This window comes from Paenibacillus sp. Y660 (genome assembly GCF_057221575.1).
Genome location: NZ_JBXBBJ010000002.1, coordinates 180,520 through 198,441, shown reverse-complemented (window position 1 = coordinate 198,441; position 17,922 = coordinate 180,520). Strand labels below are relative to the sequence as shown.

At 48.4% G+C, this 17,922-nt stretch carries 20 protein-coding genes; 18 read left to right on the top strand and 2 right to left on the bottom strand.

The genetic code is table 11. From position 1 onward, the window contains the following. Positions 1-146: 146 nt before the first annotated feature. Positions 147-1,280 (top strand): M20/M25/M40 family metallo-hydrolase, encoded by a 1,134-nt coding sequence (locus AC2TDN_RS03835; protein ID WP_484687062.1) that lies wholly within the window; start codon positions 147-149, stop codon positions 1,278-1,280. Between the two features lie 127 nt (positions 1,281-1,407). Here AC2TDN_RS03835 and mciZ read toward each other — a convergent pair whose 3' ends face one another. Next, a complete protein-coding gene (mciZ, locus tag AC2TDN_RS03830; protein ID WP_082198572.1) occupies positions 1,408-1,572 on the bottom strand; it encodes a Z-ring formation inhibitor MciZ in 165 nt (54 codons plus the stop codon). Between the two features lie 97 nt (positions 1,573-1,669). Here mciZ and AC2TDN_RS03825 point away from each other — a divergent pair, with 97 nt between their 5' ends. The 3 genes from AC2TDN_RS03825 to fur all read left to right on the top strand — a co-directional run bounded on the left by AC2TDN_RS03825 (position 1,670) and on the right by fur (position 4,157). After that, entirely contained in the window at positions 1,670-2,233 is a 564-nt protein-coding gene (locus AC2TDN_RS03825; protein ID WP_317618279.1) for an NUDIX hydrolase, read from the top strand. A 734-nt stretch (positions 2,234-2,967) separates the two neighbouring features. Further along, positions 2,968-3,588, top strand: a complete 621-nt coding sequence (gene spoIIM / locus AC2TDN_RS03820; protein ID WP_484687061.1) for a stage II sporulation protein M — start codon at positions 2,968-2,970, stop codon at positions 3,586-3,588. A gap of 92 nt (positions 3,589-3,680) precedes the next feature. After that, on the top strand, positions 3,681-4,157 hold the full coding sequence (gene fur, locus AC2TDN_RS03815) for a ferric iron uptake transcriptional regulator (RefSeq protein ID WP_482067080.1): 477 nt from the start codon (positions 3,681-3,683) through the stop codon (positions 4,155-4,157). 58 nt (positions 4,158-4,215) lie between these two features. Here fur and AC2TDN_RS03810 read toward each other — a convergent pair whose 3' ends face one another. Beyond that, positions 4,216-5,376: a S8 family peptidase gene (locus AC2TDN_RS03810; RefSeq protein ID WP_484687060.1), complete on the bottom strand. Its 1,161-nt coding sequence runs from the start codon at positions 5,374-5,376 to the stop codon at positions 4,216-4,218. A gap of 256 nt (positions 5,377-5,632) precedes the next feature. Here AC2TDN_RS03810 and ald point away from each other — a divergent pair, with 256 nt between their 5' ends. From ald to AC2TDN_RS03740, 14 genes are all read left to right on the top strand, one after another. Continuing rightward, positions 5,633-6,757, top strand: coding sequence for an alanine dehydrogenase (gene ald, locus AC2TDN_RS03805; RefSeq protein ID WP_484687059.1), 1,125 nt, complete (start codon positions 5,633-5,635; stop codon positions 6,755-6,757). A gap of 95 nt (positions 6,758-6,852) precedes the next feature. Then, positions 6,853-7,086, top strand: coding sequence for a DUF4227 family protein (locus tag AC2TDN_RS03800; RefSeq protein ID WP_482067083.1), 234 nt, complete (start codon positions 6,853-6,855; stop codon positions 7,084-7,086). A gap of 57 nt (positions 7,087-7,143) precedes the next feature. Next, entirely contained in the window at positions 7,144-8,094 is a 951-nt protein-coding gene (gene xerD / locus AC2TDN_RS03795) for a site-specific tyrosine recombinase XerD (protein WP_484687058.1), read from the top strand. A gap of 45 nt (positions 8,095-8,139) precedes the next feature. After that, the gene (gene deoB, locus AC2TDN_RS03790; protein ID WP_484687057.1) at positions 8,140-9,315 is read left to right on the top strand and encodes a phosphopentomutase; all 1,176 of its coding nucleotides are present in this window, start codon (positions 8,140-8,142) and stop codon (positions 9,313-9,315) included. Positions 9,316-9,376: 61 nt separating this feature from the next. Further along, positions 9,377-10,216, top strand: a complete 840-nt coding sequence (locus AC2TDN_RS03785; protein ID WP_484687056.1) for a purine-nucleoside phosphorylase — start codon at positions 9,377-9,379, stop codon at positions 10,214-10,216. A gap of 110 nt (positions 10,217-10,326) precedes the next feature. Next, a complete protein-coding gene (locus AC2TDN_RS03780) occupies positions 10,327-10,485 on the top strand; it encodes an aspartyl-phosphate phosphatase Spo0E family protein (protein ID WP_169081870.1) in 159 nt (52 codons plus the stop codon). 37 nt (positions 10,486-10,522) lie between these two features. Beyond that, positions 10,523-11,854: a pyrimidine-nucleoside phosphorylase gene (locus AC2TDN_RS03775; RefSeq protein ID WP_484687055.1), complete on the top strand. Its 1,332-nt coding sequence runs from the start codon at positions 10,523-10,525 to the stop codon at positions 11,852-11,854. 157 nt (positions 11,855-12,011) lie between these two features. Next, on the top strand, positions 12,012-13,217 hold the full coding sequence (locus AC2TDN_RS03770) for a D-alanyl-D-alanine carboxypeptidase family protein (RefSeq protein WP_484687054.1): 1,206 nt from the start codon (positions 12,012-12,014) through the stop codon (positions 13,215-13,217). A gap of 257 nt (positions 13,218-13,474) precedes the next feature. Continuing rightward, on the top strand, positions 13,475-13,828 hold the full coding sequence (gene spoIIAA, locus AC2TDN_RS03765; RefSeq protein ID WP_169081868.1) for an anti-sigma F factor antagonist: 354 nt from the start codon (positions 13,475-13,477) through the stop codon (positions 13,826-13,828). Then, positions 13,825-14,271 carry an anti-sigma F factor gene (spoIIAB, locus tag AC2TDN_RS03760; protein ID WP_482067089.1) on the top strand — a complete coding sequence of 149 codons (447 nt, stop codon included), beginning with the start codon at positions 13,825-13,827 and terminating at the stop codon, positions 14,269-14,271. The genes spoIIAA and spoIIAB overlap by 4 nt, the downstream gene beginning before the upstream one ends. Before the next feature lie 19 nt (positions 14,272-14,290). Then, positions 14,291-15,046, top strand: coding sequence for an RNA polymerase sporulation sigma factor SigF (gene sigF / locus AC2TDN_RS03755; RefSeq protein WP_053376717.1), 756 nt, complete (start codon positions 14,291-14,293; stop codon positions 15,044-15,046). A gap of 115 nt (positions 15,047-15,161) precedes the next feature. After that, positions 15,162-15,812 (top strand): stage V sporulation protein AA, encoded by a 651-nt coding sequence (locus tag AC2TDN_RS03750; protein WP_484687053.1) that lies wholly within the window; start codon positions 15,162-15,164, stop codon positions 15,810-15,812. Continuing rightward, positions 15,805-16,233, top strand: a complete 429-nt coding sequence (locus tag AC2TDN_RS03745) for a stage V sporulation protein AB (RefSeq protein ID WP_484687052.1) — start codon at positions 15,805-15,807, stop codon at positions 16,231-16,233. Before AC2TDN_RS03750 ends, AC2TDN_RS03745 begins: the two co-directional genes overlap by 8 nt. Before the next feature lie 25 nt (positions 16,234-16,258). After that, a complete protein-coding gene (locus AC2TDN_RS03740; protein ID WP_484687051.1) occupies positions 16,259-17,908 on the top strand; it encodes a spore germination protein in 1,650 nt (549 codons plus the stop codon). Positions 17,909-17,922: the final 14 nt, after the last annotated feature.

Below are 17,922 nucleotides of genomic sequence, written 5' to 3'. Positions count from 1 at the left end.
TGCGGATACGAGTAAAATGGCAACAATTCGAATCAATCGTTGTCTGCGCATAAGGAAAACCCCTTTCATGATTTGGAACATCACAGCTCAATTAGAGCTTGTCATTTATTCTATTGTATACGAAAGTAATGTACGGAGGAAACGTAATGATTGAAAAAGATCGTTTAGTAAATGAATTTATGGAATTGGTGAAGATAGATAGCGAAACGAAGCATGAGCAGGAAATTAGCCGTGTGCTAAAGCAAAAATTCGAAGCGCTTGGCTTGGAAATCAGCGAGGATGATGCCGCAGCTAAGACGGGGCATGGAGCAGGCAATCTGTTTGCCATTTGGGAAGCAGAGGGTGCGGACGCTGCAGCGCCGACGATTTTTTTTACTTGCCATATGGACACCGTAACGCCAGGCGTTGGCATTAAGCCGCAGCTTGATGCGGACGGCTATATTAGAAGCGACGGCACGACTATTCTTGGCGCCGACGACAAAGCAGGGATTTCAGCTATTTTTGAAGCAATACGTGTCGTTAAGGAGCAATCTATTCCGCATGGACGCATCCAATTCGTCATCACGGTTGGCGAGGAATCGGGTCTTCTTGGGGCGCGATCGCTTGATGCGTCGAAGCTGGAGGCGGAATTCGGCTATGCGCTGGATTCAAACGGAGCGATCGGCGATATTGCGGTAGCAGCACCAACGCAAGCGAAGGTATCGATCAAAATGTACGGTCGTTCCGCGCATGCAGGCGTCAATCCGGAGGATGGCATTAGTGCGATTCAGGTAGCAGCCAAAGCGATCGCGAGAATGCCGCTTGGACGCATTGATAATGAAACGACTGCCAATATCGGCCGGTTCGAGGGCGGCGGCGCCACCAATATCGTTTGCGATTTTGTGAAGCTGGATGCAGAAGCAAGAAGTATCGTTCAGCATAAGCTGGACAGTCAAATCGAGGCGATGCGCAAGGCAGTGGAAAGCGCAGCAGAGGAATTTGGAGCACGCGGCGAGCTGGAAAGCGAAGTTATTTACCCAGCCTATCAGTATGACGATGAGGATCACGTCGTACAGCTGGCGAAAAAAGCGATCGTCGCGATCGGTCGCACGCCTCGCACATTCCATTCCGGCGGCGGCAGCGATGCGAATATTTTTAACGGCTTAGGCATTCCTACCGTCAATTTGGCTGTTGGCTATGAGCATATTCATACGACCAAAGAACAGATAAAAGTTGAGGATCTGGTTAAAACGACCGAGCTCGTCGTTGAAATCATCAAACAAGCGGCGACAGTAGAGTAACAAGTCGATGCTGTGACGGCATGAAATGCCGCTGCATGACAGAAAGCCCTTCAATCCGAGCGCTCAGCTTAAGCTGAAGGTGGATGGAGGGTTTTTTGTCTAAATATTGACGATTATGTGCACGCGATTAATTCGTTTTATCCAGGGGAAGTCGGCGGACGCTGATGACGTTTGTATATTCGGACATTGGTGTTCTGGAAAGGGAAGAAGCAGACAGCTTGCGCAGCTGATGACGAATTTCCCAGCCTTTTCCTACTAAACGCAAATGATTAACCGCAACATATTGTTTCATATTATTCGCCCCTGTCGTTTTGATATAATGATAGTTATGCAGGTGCAGGACAAGTTATGCGAGTGTATACATGCAATATTAAAAGGAGCGATCAAGATTGGAAGAACAACAACCAGCTGCGCTATGGCGTGAGGAAACCATTAAGACCGAACCGATTTTTGAAGGTAAAATGATAACGCTGCAGGTAGACACGGTTGCTCTGGCAGATGGTAGAACCGCTACTAGAGAAATAGTGAAGCATCCGGGTGCAGCTGCAGTTATGGCATTGCTAGATGGCAAGCTGCTTGTCGTTGAGCAATTCCGCAAGCCGCTCGAAAAATTTCAAATTGAAATTCCGGCAGGCAAGCTTGATCCCGGCGAAGACCCGCTCACCGCAGCAGCTCGCGAGCTGGAGGAAGAGACAGGTTATCGTTCAAACGATCTGAAGCTTCTTAGCGCATTCTATACCTCACCTGGTTTTGCCGACGAGAAGCTCTACATCTATTTCACCGACAAGGTCGAGCAAGGCGTCCAGAATCCAGATGAGGATGAGGATCTGAAGGTGGAAGCGATTACCTTAGAGCAGGCTGAAGCCTACATACAGGAAGGCCGTATCAGCGATGCCAAAACCATTCTAGCTGTCTACGCATGGAAACTTTATATTCTGACAGGTCGGCTTTAGCCGGCCCTGTCTTCCTCAACATACCCGTCATACCTCATTGAAACCCCTCATACAATACAAGAGTAAGACAACCCTAATTATGGAAGCGCCACTCACTATTCTCTGGATAAATAATCCAACTTATTGAGTTGATCAATTTAGATAATTCTTATTTGTATTGATCTCATTTTTAAACCTATATTGTCACCATTCAAACATCCTTGATAAATAAATCTAATTATTGGATCAATTTGTCAGTCCGAAGAGCTATTCGCGGTCATATCAGTACCGAAGCTAGAACACCAACGTTTCCCGGATATTTAGGAGGTAACCCGGGAGCGCAGGCTTCCAGCGTGTCCTGAAGGGACGAAAGCGCTCCGACACAAACTAAACAATTACCGACTCTAGAAAGCCAACGTTTCTCGGATATTTAGGAGGTAACCCGGGAGCACAGACTTCCAGCGTGTCCCGAAGGGACGAAAGCGCTCCTAAACAATATCCTCCTCACAACCATCTCCATTCCTGTTACGTTAGTCCAGTTGCGGGTGTCCAGAGGGTGCAACCCTTGGGGCCCTCCCTTGGAAGGGAGGGTTTGGGCGGGTTCGAAAATCCCTTAAGGGTCTAGGGTTCAGAGGTTATTGTTTGAAGAAAGTAGCTTTAAAGAAGTTGCCATTAAAATAAAACCCTTTGAAGGCAAGGTAGAAACCCTTCAATCAAGGGTTACAGGGTTGCAGCAACTGAAAGGATCGGTGACGATGATCAAAAATCAATTATCGCTATATGTATTCGTCTCAGTATTGTTTGTGGTGGGCGCCATATTCGGGGCACTCATGGTCAACGCTCTTACGCTTGAGCAGCAGCAGGAGCTCGCACTGGACGTGGATCAATATGTTCAGCTGATGAGCGAGGGAATTGGCACTGGAGAAGCGCATTCGTTCTGGGAGCGGTTTTTTTTCCATAGCAAATGGCTGCTCGTTTTATGGCTGCTTGGCATTACGGTAGTTGGAATACCGGGGGTGCTTGCGCTTAATTTCTTAAAGGGAGCGTTGGTCGGCTTTTCAGTAGGAACGCTGATCAATCAATATGCATGGAAGGGAGTGCTTTTCTCGCTGGTGTCTATCGCACCTCAAAACATCATAGCAGTACCAGCGATGATCATAGCGAGTGCTGCTGCCATTTCCTTCTCCATTTTTGTGATCAAAAACAGGCTGCTTCGGCAGACAGGAGAGCTAGCTCCTCAGCTTGGTTCCTTCACGTCGACCGCCATGCTGATGCTGATTCTTTTTGCAGGCGCAGCGCTGTTTGAAGCTTATATTTCGCCGTCTCTAATCGCTTGGGTTTCCCCTCTTCTTTCGTCTGCTAACGCCACAATATGACACCAAAATGTTTGACTTTATTACAGGTTAACACCTATAATGAAAGCAAACGTTTCCTGAAAAAGGCGCAGACATGTGGTAGGGGGGAAATCATGGAAGCCCGGATTGAGAAGATTAAACAACAGTTGCAGTCGCAGGGCTACAAATTAACCCCGCAGCGGGAAGCAACGGTACGTGTTTTGCTAGAGAATGAAGACGACCACCTGAGCGCAGAAGATGTATTTATGCTAGTTAAGGATAAAGCTCCAGAAATCGGACTTGCAACGGTTTATCGGACATTGGAATTGCTAAGTGAAATGCATGTTGTCGAAAAATTGAATTTCGGCGACGGTGTAGCACGTTACGATTTGCGTACGGACAGCAACAAGCATCATCATCATCACTTAATATGTGTGCAATGCGGATCGATGGATGAGATCAAGGAAGACTGGCTTTTGCCCTTAGAAGAGCGGCTAGAGCAGGAATATGGATTTTTTGTAGTCGATCATCGCCTTGATTTCCAAGGCATTTGTCGCCGCTGCAAAGAGAAGAACGATATCGCAAACCCACCAACTGAAAATCAATCTTAAACGGCTTGGCTGCCCAGCATAACTGGACGGCAAAGCCGTTTTGGCATTTTATAAGATACTATTTGGCTTTAAAAATGTGATCCAACTGCATCAGACCTGCACCTTGCGCTCGTGATTTGAATTTTTTCAGCTTGAGCGCCCGCGACTTCAGCCTTCTTTTGACCGCTCTTGCGCTTAAGCCTGATTTTGCTGCCAGCAGCAAGGCGACACCGCCTGCAACATGCGGAGCTGCCATGCTTGTACCGGAGAGCCTCTCATACTTACCGTTCAACCATGTAGACAAAATACGATCACCTGGTGCTGTAAGTCCTATTCCTTTGCCTCTGCTGCTAAAGTCAGTCACTTTATTCGCTTTAGTGGAAGCGGCAACGGCGATTGTCTCCTTAAATGAAGCTGGAACATCTATTTGCTTGCATGATTTTCCGGAATTACCGGCTGAGGCAACTAAGACTATGCCTTGCTTTGCTGCACGCTTGATTGCTTCATGCAAAGTACCGCTGCTATTCGAGTCGAGAATGCCAAAGCTCATGTTTATGACATGCATTCGGTTTGTGATGCACCAGTTGATGCCATCGATAATGTCAGATACAAATCCATCTCCGTATTGATCCAACGCTTTGACCGCATACAAATTTACCTCTGGGGCAGTGCCTATTACTTTTCCTCCTTTGCCAGCAGCAGCTATGATTCCCGCTACATGGGTACCATGTCCATTATCATCCGCGTATGAGCCCCCGTTAATGGTGTTGATTCCTCCTGCTATTTGCAAATCCGGATGATTGGCGATCCCGGAATCGATGATGGCGACTTTTATTGATTTGCCTCTCGCAGTTGCCCACGCTTCAGGCGCTTTAACGCGTCTTATATTCCAAGTAACATAGGCAGGCGACGCTGCGGGCATCAGCAATGGGATCGACATGCCGCCCAGCTTGACAGGCTTGCTTCGCAATGCGCCATGAGCGCGGATTTTGAAGTCTTTTTCTATTAGCTTGACCTCAGGATGGCTCGCTAAGGCTTGCCATGAAAGGCTCTTATGAAAATGGCAACCAATGATCCGGCTGCGTGAAACGGTTTTGAATGGTTTGATTCCAATTGCATTCAGTTGCTTTAGGCAGCGCTTATAGGCATTCGCTGAGCGAAACGTAATGAGCTTTCGATAAGTATGCTTAGAAGGTTTGCATGTCGCACAACTTTTTAATATGGCTCTAAGATTAGACAATGGACAAAGAACCCCCTATTCCGGCATTTTCCTTAACCAGTTTATGGCAGAAACTGCGTTTCCGTATGGGTGATAGCCAGAATCGCACATATTTTTTGAAATATAACAAACCATAAAAAGGATGGCTGCAATGGAGTTGTTTTTCTCCGCAAAAAGATACAAAAAAGGACGATCATTCCAAGGCGATCGTTCATACAACATAGAAAGAGAATATTAGTGAGCGAAAGCGAAAAATGCGATGGAGGAGGAAATGGTCATGATCGTAGGAGTGCCGAAGGAAATTAAACAAAGCGAATACCGCGTTGCTTTAACCCCTGCAGGTGTTACGATGCTGGCAGCGGCAGGCCATAAGGTGCTCGTTGAGTCGGGAGCAGGGAACGGGAGCGGCTTCGAGGATAGTGATTATGAGCGCGAGGGTGCTGAGCTAATCAGCACGGCTGCAGAGGTATGGGCTAGGGCGGAAATGATTATGAAGGTTAAGGAGCCGCTTTCCGAGGAGTTTGGCTATTTTCGCGAAGGCTTGCTGCTGTTTACGTATCTGCATTTGGCAGCAGCGCCTGATTTGACGAAGGCCTTGGTTGATAAAGGAGTAACAGGCATTGCTTACGAAACGATTCAACTCGCAAATGGGAGTCTGCCGCTGCTTACCCCGATGAGCGAGGTTGCGGGCAGAATGTCTGTACAGGTAGGCTCACAATTTCTAGAAGCGTTTAAAGGTGGAAGAGGTGTCCTGCTTGGCGGTGTGCCGGGCGTTCCGCCTGCGGAGGTTGTTATTATTGGCGGGGGCATAGTCGGTACGAATGCGGCAAAAATTGCGCTTGGCATGGGAGCCAATGTCATCATATTAGAGAGAAGCGCGGATCGTATGAGGTATTTGGATGATATTTTCGGAGGAAGAGTCCGGACGCTAATGTCAAGTCCTTATCACATAGCCGAAGCCGTCTCCAGAGCGGATTTGCTGATCGGAGCTGTTCTCATACCAGGCGCGCGAGCCCCTCATTTGGTGACAGAGCAAATGGTGCAAAATATGAAGAAAGGATCGGTCATCGTAGACGTTGCCGTTGATCAAGGCGGTTCAATCGCTACCGTAGACCGTCCGACTACCCATACAGACCCGATCTATGTGAAGCACGGAGTCGTTCACTATGCAGTAGCCAATATTCCAGGTGCCGTGCCGCGCACCTCAACATTCGCGTTAACCAATGTTACGATTCCTTATGCATTAGAGCTGGCCAATCATGGCATGGAAGCTGTACGCAAAAGCATCCCTTTGCAAAAAGGAGTCAATACGCATGCTGGCAACGTGACCTACGAGCCGGTCGCGAGCGCTGTGCAATTGCCATACACATCGCTTGAGATATGGTTGAACAGTGTATCTTAAGACAGTCTTCAGAGTTGATGGCATATTCGGATAAGCCTCCTCATATGGTGATACGGATGGACAATCGTATTGACATCATAAGGAGGCTGGTTTGTATGGTTTTCTCGATTCGGAGATGGACGAGCCGCATCGTTTTTATTGTTGTTTTTACCGTATTGCTGCTTGTCGTTACAGGCGGCTATCGCTGGCTAGCTGATGCCATATCTCCAATCCATCCTTATAGGGAGCCTAAAGGTGCTGCCCTAAAAGTTTTTGTTACCGATCCAAATTCGCCTGACAGCAAAAATGCTGCTGATCGATTGCGCTGGTTTTACTGGTACGGAGAGTAGCGCTTGCATGATGCAGACTGCACAGAAAATGGGTGCAAGCAGGATTTTTAGCGTCGAATGTTGAATGGTTTTGTAGATAAGCCAGTCAGAAACGTGTCAAATGTGAAAGGAAGTCCAATGAAAGCTCATTTAATTCGTTATATTCAATATTTACGCTTGGAACGAGGGTTGTCGGCAAATACACTTTCATCGTACGAAAGGGACTTAAATCAATTCATCCTATATATGCAAGATCATGGCCAATCGGAGTTTGCCGAAGTGCAAAGGCATCATATTTCAAGGTATATGCTGCACTTGAAGGAACAGGGAAGGAAGGCTGCAACGCTGTCGCGTCATATCGTTTCTGTTCGTGCCTTATTTCACTATTTGCTAACAGAAGGGATTATTGCGAATAATCCTTCTATTTATATGGAAGCGCCGAAACAAGAGAAGAAGCCGCCAAGCATATTGAGCGTCGATGCCACAAGCACGCTGCTTGAAATGCCAAACATTGAAAATGCTGCCGGCAAGCGAGATAGAGCGATGCTGGAGCTTATTTATGCTACAGGCATACGAGTTACGGAGCTAGTATCGCTTAATGTGGAACATATCAATATGCAGCTGGGTTTTGTGCAATGCATCGGATCTAATCAGAAGGAAAGGCTCGTTCCTTTCGGGCGGCTTGCTGCAGAAGCATTGACAGATTATTTGCATTCGGGCAGAGATGAATTGATGACGCTCAGAGAGTCGCAATCGGCGTTATTTCTAAATCATTTGGGGACGCGATTGACAAGGCAAGGATTTTGGAAGACGATAAAGAAGTACGCAAAGGAAGCCGGGATTGCTGAGGAGATTACGCCTCACACGCTTAGGCATTCGGTTGCGGCGCATTTATTGGATAATGGCGCGGATATTCGTGCCGTTCAGGAGCTGCTTGGGCATGCGGACATTTCGACAACGCTCAAATATACACAGGTTCCCAAAACGCGCATGAAGGAAGCTTACAACCGCGCGCATCCGCGTGCCTGATCGGCATACGAGGCGCATCCAATGCTAAAGGAGGGAGTTATACATATGAAATTTGATCGTATTGCCGTTATCGTCTTGGACAGCGTTGGAATAGGCGAGCTGCCTGATGCAGCAGCATTTGGTGATGCAGGCTCGCACACGCTTGGACATATTGTGGAGAGAGTGCCTGGAACAAAGCTTCCCCATTTGCGAAGATGGGGTCTTGATCGTATAGCGGCTATTCATGATTGGCAGCCGCCTAAGGAAGCTCCAGCAGCTTATTATGGTAAAATGGCCGAGGTATCCGTTGGCAAGGATACAATGACGGGCCATTGGGAGCTGATGGGTTTGGAGCTGACCGTACCGTTCCAAACGTTTCCCGAGGGCTTCCCGCCAGAGCTTCTCGGTCCATTCGAAGAGCGTACAGGCCGCAAAGTAATCGGCAATAAGCCCGCTAGCGGCACCGACATTTTGGATGAGCTCGGAGCAGAGCAAATGGAAACAGGCGCATGGATCGTTTATACGTCCGCAGATAGCGTATTTCAAATCGCGGCGCATGAGGATGTTATTCCGCTTGAGGAGCTGTACCGTGCTTGTGAAATTGCGAGAGAGCTTACGATGGATGAGCGATTTACCGTAGGCCGCGTTATTGCACGGCCGTATCTCGGCCAGCCAGGCGATTTCAAGCGTACGCCGAATCGTCATGATTATGCGGTGAAGCCGCCTCAGCCAACCGTCTTGAATGCATTGAAGGACGCAGGCTTTGATTCGATTGCTGTAGGAAAAATCAACGATATATTCGATGGAGAAGGAATTACAGCCTCCTTGCCTACAAAAAGCAACGCAGACGGTATCGAAAAAACGCTTGAGCAGCTAAAGCAGCCATTTAAAGGATTGTTGTTCACTAATCTCGTCGAGTTTGATTCACTCTACGGCCACCGCCGTGATCCTGTAGGCTATGCAGCTGCATTGGAGGAGTTTGATCGTGCTGTTCCCGATTTGGAGCGACAGCTTGGCGAGAGGGACTTGTTGATTATTACCGCAGATCACGGGAATGATCCCGTTCATCCTGGAACTGATCATACCCGTGAATATGTCCCTATTTTATTGTATAGCCCATCATTTAAGCAGCCTAGACAGCTGAGCACACGTTCGACCTTCTCTGATCTTGGAGCGACAATCGCCGATAATTTCGGGATTCAAGCGCCTCCGAATGGTACAAGCTTTCTGTCTGAGCTTTAATGAAGAGCAGTCTTTCATAAGATTAAATTACGTTTATTAGTTCACTTTAGGAGGAATTACGATGAGTACGATAACAGCAGCAGGACTAACAGCAGCTTATATTAAAGAAGCGGCAAAATTTATTGAGTCACAAACGGAGCAAAGACCGGAAATCGGATTGATTATGGGTTCGGGACTAGGTGTACTGGGAGATTATTTGGAAAATGCGGTTACGATTCAGTATCATGACATTCCGCACTTTCCCATCTCTACGGTCGAAGGCCACGCAGGTGAGCTGCTGATCGGAACATTATCGGGCAAAACGGTCATCCTGATGCGCGGACGTTTTCATATGTATGAAGGCTATGGTCCGGAGCTGACTGCATTTCCGGTTCGCGTGATGAAGGCGCTGGGCGTAAAAACATTGCTAGTTACAAACGCAGCTGGCGGCGTGAATACCGATTATGAAGCGGGCAATTTGATGCTGATCTCCGATCATCTGAATATGACCGGTAAAAATCCGCTGATTGGTCCAAACGACAATGAGCTTGGCGTGCGATTCCCCGATATGTCGGAAGCTTACAGCAAGCGTCTTCGCGCCATCGCTCGCGATATTGCAGAAGCACAAGGAATTACGCTTCGTGAAGGCGTATATGCGGGTCTGCTTGGACCAACATATGAGACACCTGCAGAAATTCGAATGCTGAGAGTAATTGGCGCCGATGCTGTCGGAATGTCGACTGTTGCCGAAGTAATAGCAGCTCGTCATTCGGGAATCGAAGTTGTTGGCATTTCCTGTATTAGCAATATGGCCGCGGGTATTTTGGATCAACCGTTGTCGCATGCTGAAGTTATGGAAACGACGGAACGCGTCAAGTCCCAATTTTTGGGACTAGTTACCTCATTAATTGCTGCTGTGTAATGTTTTTTGTAACACAATTGTAATATTTGCGTCGACTCAATATGACAGTGTTTTTTTTACGTTTCGTCGTATAATGTCCATGATTAAAGAAAGATGGAGTGGACAAAAACATGGACAAGCAATTACTCACGCAGATGGAGCAGTTGCGTAAAAAGATGATTGAAACAGCTCTGTTGAATGAAAGCCTTCAGCATTTGGACGTGCTCGTGCTAAGCCAATCGCTTGATGAGATTATTGTTCAGGTGCAAAGAGAACGACGTGCGTTATAAACAGATCAATAACGGTTTGGCGAATGGAGAGAGAACTATGCGGTCGGTAGATCTTATACAGAAGAAGAGAGATGGCGGCGAGCTGACCGCGTCGGAGTTAACATTTTTGATTGACGGATACTCTCGTGGTGATATACCCGATTATCAGCTGTCTGCATGGGCGATGGCTGTGTTTTTCCAAGGAATGAGTCCTAGGGAGACAGCGGCTCTGACGCTTGCAATGGCCAACTCTGGCGACCAGGTTGATCTTGGTCCTATCAGCGGAATTAAAGTAGATAAACATAGTACAGGCGGCGTAGGCGACAAAACGACGTTAATTCTTGCGCCTTTAGTGGCTTCAGTCGGTATCCCCGTTGCGAAAATGTCCGGTCGCGGCTTAGGCCACACCGGCGGTACAATCGATAAGCTTGAATCGATCGAAGGCTTCCGTACGGAGCTCTCGCGCGAGAAGTTTATGACCCAAGTAAACGAAATTGGACTTGCCGTTATCGGCCAAAGCGGAAATCTCGCGCCAGCGGATAAGAAGCTCTATGCTCTTCGCGACGTTACAGCTACTGTAGAGTCCATTCCGCTTATTGCAAGCTCTGTAATGAGTAAGAAGATTGCAGCGGGCGCGGATGCGATCGTGCTTGATGTCAAAACGGGCAGCGGCGCCTTTATGAAGACGCTGGAGCATTCAGAGCAGCTCGCGCAGGCCATGGTTAATATTGGAACTGAAGTCGGCCGAAATACGGCCGCAGTCATTAGCGATATGGATCAGCTTTTAGGCTTCGCAATTGGGAACGCGCTAGAGGTTCAGGAATCGATTGAAACACTCAAGGGCAATGGGCCAGACGATCTTACAGAGCTTTGCTTGACCTTAGGCGCTCATATGGTTGTATTAGGCGGGAAATCTGACACTGTTGACGAAGCGAAGCAGCTTCTGCGAGATCAGATTGCAAACGGTGCAGCCTTGGCGAAGTTCAAAGCATTTCTTGCCGCACAAGGCGCAGACGCAGCTGTTGTCGAGGATTATTCCAAACTTCCGCAAGCACCAGCCATCGTTGAGGTGACGGCCACTGCTTCCGGCTTTGTAAATGCGATTGAAGCTGAGCAGCTAGGTCTTGCAGCCATGCTGCTTGGAGCGGGAAGAGCCACAAAAGACGCATCGATTGATTATGCGGTTGGCGTCACGCTTCGCAAGAAGGTTGGCGATTCAGTGGATGCAGGCGAGACGCTTGCGCTTCTTCATGTTCGAGAGGCAAACGCATCGGCACAAGAAGTTGCTGAACGAGTGCGTCTAGCGTATACGATTCGTGCGGATCGGCCTGAGCCTCGTCCGTTATTGCTCTCCGTCATTACGGCAGATGGGATTACACGCTACAATTAATGAATAAGCAATTCGAAATCCGTCCCGAACGAAGGGGCGGATTTTTTTGTTGCGCAATTAGCTCTAGCTAATGGAATAATTTCCAACTTAAGAGTCAACACTGAAAAGAGAAATATAAGCGAATGATGCCGCAATAAACTTTCAGGAGGAGATCTAGTTGAAAAATCGTTCTATCAAGCTATGTTTATTTATTCTCGCATTAGTGATTGCGCTGCCTGCTGCAGCGTTTGCCGCAGTGGAGCCAACACCTGCTCCCGATCAGAAGCAGGCTCCTAATCAAACGCCAGCTCCCAACTTGGCAACTTCGGCTCGTTCCGCCATTTTAATGGATGCAGATAGCGGAACGGTTATTTATGAAAAAAATAGCCATGATAAGCTCCCCCCTGCAAGCATTACCAAAATTATGACCCTGCTGCTCATCATGGAGGCGCTTGATGACGGCAAGATCAAGCTGGAAGATAAAGTGCAGACAAGCGAGTATGCTGCTTCAATGGGCGGGTCCCAAATCTTCCTTGAACCGGGAGAAGAGATGAGCGTTGACGATATGATCAAAGGGATTGCGCTCGCTTCAGGCAACGATGCTTCAGTGGCGATGGCAGAGAAGCTGGCAGGCACGGAGCAGCAATTCGTAGCGATGATGAATGAGCGCGCGCAGCAGCTGGGCATGAACGACACGCAGTTTTCCAATCCGAACGGCTTGCCCGTAGCCAATCATTTCTCATCGGCACATGACATTGCAGTGATGTCAAGAGAGCTGCTCAAGCATTCGGAAGTTACGAAATATACAGGGCTGTATCAGGATTATTTGCGCAAAACGTCAGAGAAGCCATTTTGGCTCGTAAATACGAACAAGCTGGTGCGTTTCTACAGCGGGGCGGACGGTCTGAAAACGGGCTTTACGAGTGAAGCGAAATACTGCTTATCGGCTACAGCGAAGCGAGATAACATGCGAGTCATCGCCGTCGTAATGGGTGAGCCGGATACGAAAACGAGAAATGCTGAAGTATCACAAATGTTTGACTACACGTTCGCGCAATACATGAACCACTCGATTATCAAAGAAGGCGAATCGATGGGTACGCTCAAAATTGAGAAGGGCACTGCGCCTGAGCTTCCGCTTGTCGCCAAGCATGCTTATAGCGTGCTGCTCAAAAAAGGAAGCCAAACGAAGGATATTCGCTACGAGCTGAAAATTGACGGTCCCCTAAAGGCGCCTGTTCAAATTGGTCAGCCTATCGGCAAGCTTGTCGTCTATCAAGGCGATCAGGTGCTGAAGGAGTTCGATGTAGATGCGCCGCTCTCGGTTGAACGGGCAGGCTGGTGGAAATTGCTGAAGCGGTCGTTCTCAGGATTGTTTGCATAGAGCAATATACAGCGCGTTTGCATCTGTTTTCTTGCTCGTATTTTGTCAGCTGTTAGCGGTATGCTTCTAGTTTTGTCGGCATGCAGGAAATGGTCGCCGGAGCGGAGAATTGCTAGTTCTATCTCGGCAAGTGTAAACGTTTGATTATGATCGTCTGTTGATCATCGTACGTTACACGGTGAAAATGTAAGGAAAGGATACTGGCTTCGCTTATTCTTTCTTATGTTTGAAAAAACCTGAAGGAGATGAACAGCATAATGAGTCTGCAAGCAGAATTGGAGCAATACCGCAATGTGCTGATCGTAAGGCTAAGGGGAGAGCTGGATCACCATACAGCCGATGTCGTGCGCTATAAGATGGAGGAGGCGCTCCTTCGAGGCAGCAGCGAGCATGTCATCCTCAGCTTGAAGGAGCTGCAGTTTATGGACAGCTCCGGTCTTGGCGTTATCCTGGGCAGGTACAAGCAAGTAAAGAGCAAGGGCGGTAAAATGGTCGTCTGCGACGTAAATCCGAATGTTCATCGCTTATTCGAGATGTCGGGCCTTTTCAAAATATTGACCATTCACGAGAATGAACGTTCTGCAATTTCCAGTTTGGAGGTGGTGTCATGAACGGATCGAATGAAATGGCGCTTTCCTTCAGCGCCCGATCGGAGAACGAAGCCTTCGCACGAATTGCGGTCGCTGCATTTGTGTCACAGCTTGATCCGACGCTCGAGGAGCTGAACGATTTGAAGACGGCTGTGTCCGAGGCGGTTACTAACGCGATCATACATGGCTATGAAAGCGATTCTTCCTGCAAGGTCACGATCGAGGCGAAAATCGAGGGCGATTCCGTCTCCATCACCGTATCGGATAACGGCAAGGGCATTGAAGATCTTGAGCTGGCGCGGCAGCCGCTCTATACGTCGAAGCCGGAGCTAGAGCGCTCAGGCATGGGCTTTACGATCATGGAAAATTTTATGGACCATTTTGAGGTTACAAGTATGGTAGATGGCGGAACTCGCGTGGCGATGCTGAAACGAATCGAATCGAAAAAAGCGCTCTACAATTAGCGTATAGGGGTTGAACCTCATGGATGTCAATCTAAAGCAGACGGCCCAGCCATATTTGGATGACGCAGAAGTAAAGCGGCTCATTGCGTTAAGTCAGTCAGGCGATACGCTTGCAAGGGATACACTCGTTCAGTGCAATATCCGGCTTGTCTGGTCGGTCGTGCAGCGATTTATCAATCGTGGTTATGAGCCCGAGGATTTGTTCCAAATCGGCTGCATCGGATTGCTAAAGTCAGTAGACAAATTCGACTTGTCCTATGATGTGAAGTTTTCCACTTATGCAGTACCGATGATCATTGGGGAAATCCAACGATTTTTGCGCGATGATGGTACGTTGAAGGTTAGCAGATCCCTTAAGGAAACCGCCAATAAGGTGCGTAAAATGAAGGATGAGCTTTCCAAAACGTTAGGACGCTTGCCCACCATTAGCGAGGTTGCGGAGCGGCTTGGCATTACCCCTGAGGATGTTGTTTTCGCTCAGGAAGCGAATAAGCCTCCGACATCCATTCACGAAACGGTGTTTGAGAATGACGGCGACCCCATCACACTGATGGATCAAATAGCGGATGAATCTCAGGATCGGTGGTTTGACAAGCTAGCGCTGGTTGAAGCCATTGAAGGATTGAGTGAGCGCGAGCGGTTAATCGTATATCTGCGTTATTATCGAGACAAGACGCAATCCGAGGTGGCCAGCAGGCTGGGAATCTCACAAGTGCAAGTATCACGGCTTGAGAAAAAAATATTGCAATCGATTAGAGACCAAATCGCCCTTTGAGGCGATTTGGTTTTTTTCTATTTTTTACCTCATTTTGCATGAGTATCCGAATCCTCCTTTTCTCATACTAAAAGGGAAACAAACACCAAAGCATAAGCAGAAGGGAAGCTGACAGATGGCAGCATCCAAGCATTCGGTCCTCTATCTGCGTTTGAAAAAACGAATTTACACGAAGCCGAATCAACGGGTCACTCTGGGGCAAGCTGCGAGGCTGCTAGCTGAGGATGATGTGCTTGAGAGGCGGCTGAAGGAGCTTGTCCTGTACGAGCACAAGAGTGCGGACGGCAATCGCGTCGTCATCGATCTGTTGCAGATCGTCAAAGCCATACGGCAGCAGGAGCCGGATATGGCAGTAGAAGCCTATGGAGATCCTCAGGTGCTGGTTATGGTTGCGGAGAAACCGGTTAAGCCGCGCATTTCGGTACTCATCCTGGCATGGCTGCTTTTGTTTTTTGGAGCGGGTCTCGCCATTATGAACTTTCATACAGATGTCAGCATGAAGGAGGTTCATATTCGGATTGTTGAGCTGATTACGGGAAAGCGAACGGAGCATCCGCTTTGGTTTCAAATCCCTTATTCGCTCGGAATCGGGCTTGGAATGGTATTGTTCTTCAATCACTTATTCCGCAAACGGTTCAATGAGGAGCCGAACCCGCTTGAGGTTGAGCTATATATGTATCAGGAAAATGTGAATGCCTACGTCATCGCCGATGAAATGCGCAAAAAGTCGGATTTCGACCAGACAAACGGTAACAAGCATGATTAATTCGCTAGCAAATGTTTTTGTAGCGCTGCTAGGCTTGGCGGGCGGGCTTGCGGTAGGCAGCGGATTGGTAGCTCTGCTTATCGTGCTTGACCTTATTCCGCGTCTGGCACAGGTTGCCAATGCATATCGCTTGTCTGCATGGTTTGAGTCTGCTGTCATATGCGGCTCGTTGTACTGGACGTTCGCTGATTTTATGAATTGGCGATTAATGCTGCCTTCGGGCTTATTATTGAGCGCCGCGGGTTTGATTGATGGCATGTTCATCGGCATGTTGGCCGCCGCATTGACGGAGGTTATGAACGTGCTGCCTATTTTGGCCAAGAGAATGAATCTATCGGCGTATATGGTTGGGCTCGTAATGGCGATGGTGCTGGGGAAAACACTTGGCTCATTATTCGATTGGCTGGTTTTTCAATGGTAGCTTATTAACGACGAGGTGAGGGTATATGAAGGATCATCATTCAGAGCAGGGTCATGAAGATCAGGATAACCATGTGGCGTCTAACGCAGTGAATGCCGGAGAACAGCAGCAGCAGGAGGAGTCGGGGTTAGCACTAGATGAGGCTTCCATCTCACATGCAAGAAAGAGGCCAAGGATAGGGAGCTCAGCTTCGCATCAAGCTGGGGAAAAGGAAAAAACGCCGATTCCAGATCAGCTGGATGAAGTGCTGTCTCGTTTGGAACATGAGATTGGGTATAAAACAAGCTTTGATGTAGTCGTAAGAGAGATGACGTTTGGCGAACGGCGAACGGCTATGCTTTGCATGAACGGATTGGTGAAGGACACCGTACTGACAGAAGTGCTGAAACGGTTGACCTATCTGCAGCCTGAGGATCTGTCGGTTCATGCCTTTCATTCTTTTCTTGATTTGTACGTGCCTGCTGCGCAGGCGACGAAGGAGGAGGATTGGAACAACATGCTGACCGGCGTGATGTCCGGCGGCACTGCTTTTTTTATCGACGGTGAACAATGTGTCATCATGATAGACGCGAAGGCTTTCCCGGCACGGGGACCCGAGGAGCCTTCGCTTGAGAAGGTTGTTCGCGGCAGCAGGGACGGCTTTGTAGAGACGCTGATGGTTAACGTTTCACTTGTTCGCAGACGATTGCGCGACCCACAGCTGCGTTATGAGATCGTAAGAGTAGGCGAAAGAACGCAAACGGATGTGTGTATCGCTTATATCGATGATTTAGTCGACAAGGAGCTTCTCAAATCGATTAAAGACAAAATTTCCATGGTGAAGATAGACGGCTTGCCGCTTGCGGACAAGCAGCTTGAGGAGGCAACTGTAAAGCGAGGATGGAATCCTTTTCCAATGGTTCGATATTCGGAGAGGCCCGATACGGTTGCTGCTCACTTGCTTGAAGGCTATGTTGCGGTTTTCGTTGATACTTCGCCAAGCGTTATGACTCTTCCGACCACTTATGCGGATCTCATGCAGCATGCGGAGGAAAATCGTCAAACCCCATTTATCGGTACTTATTTGAGATGGGTAAGATTCATTGGCATATTCGCTTCGTTGTTCATGCTGCCGCTTTGGCTGCTGTTCGTTATGCATCCTGAATTAAAGCCGCCTGCTCTTGAATTTCTCGGTCCCAATAAAACAGCCAAGCTGCCGTTAGTCGTACAGTTTCTTCTAGCTGAAATAGGCGTCGACCTGCTTCGGATGGCATCCGTGCATACGCCGACCTCGCTTGCGACGGCCATGTCGCTGGTTGCTGCGATTTTGATCGGCGATATTGCGGTGCAGACAGGCATCTTCGTCAATGAGGTTATTTTGTACATGGCCGTAGCGGCTATCGGCATGTTCGCAACGCCAAGCTACGAGCTTGGACTTGCGAACCGAATCGTACGGCTTGTCCTAATCATATCGGTGTCTGCCTTCAGTGTGCCCGGCTTCGTCATTGCGACGACAGCCATAATACTGATGCTGACGATGGAGCGTTCGTTCAACCGTCCATATATGTGGCCATTCATCCCCTTTGACATGAGGGCGCTATGGAGCATTATCATCCGCCAGCCGGTGCTGTACAATCGGACGCGTCCAAATAATCTAAGAGCGCAGCAGCGCGATAAGATGCCAAGCACCGAGTAAATTCATAAAATGCA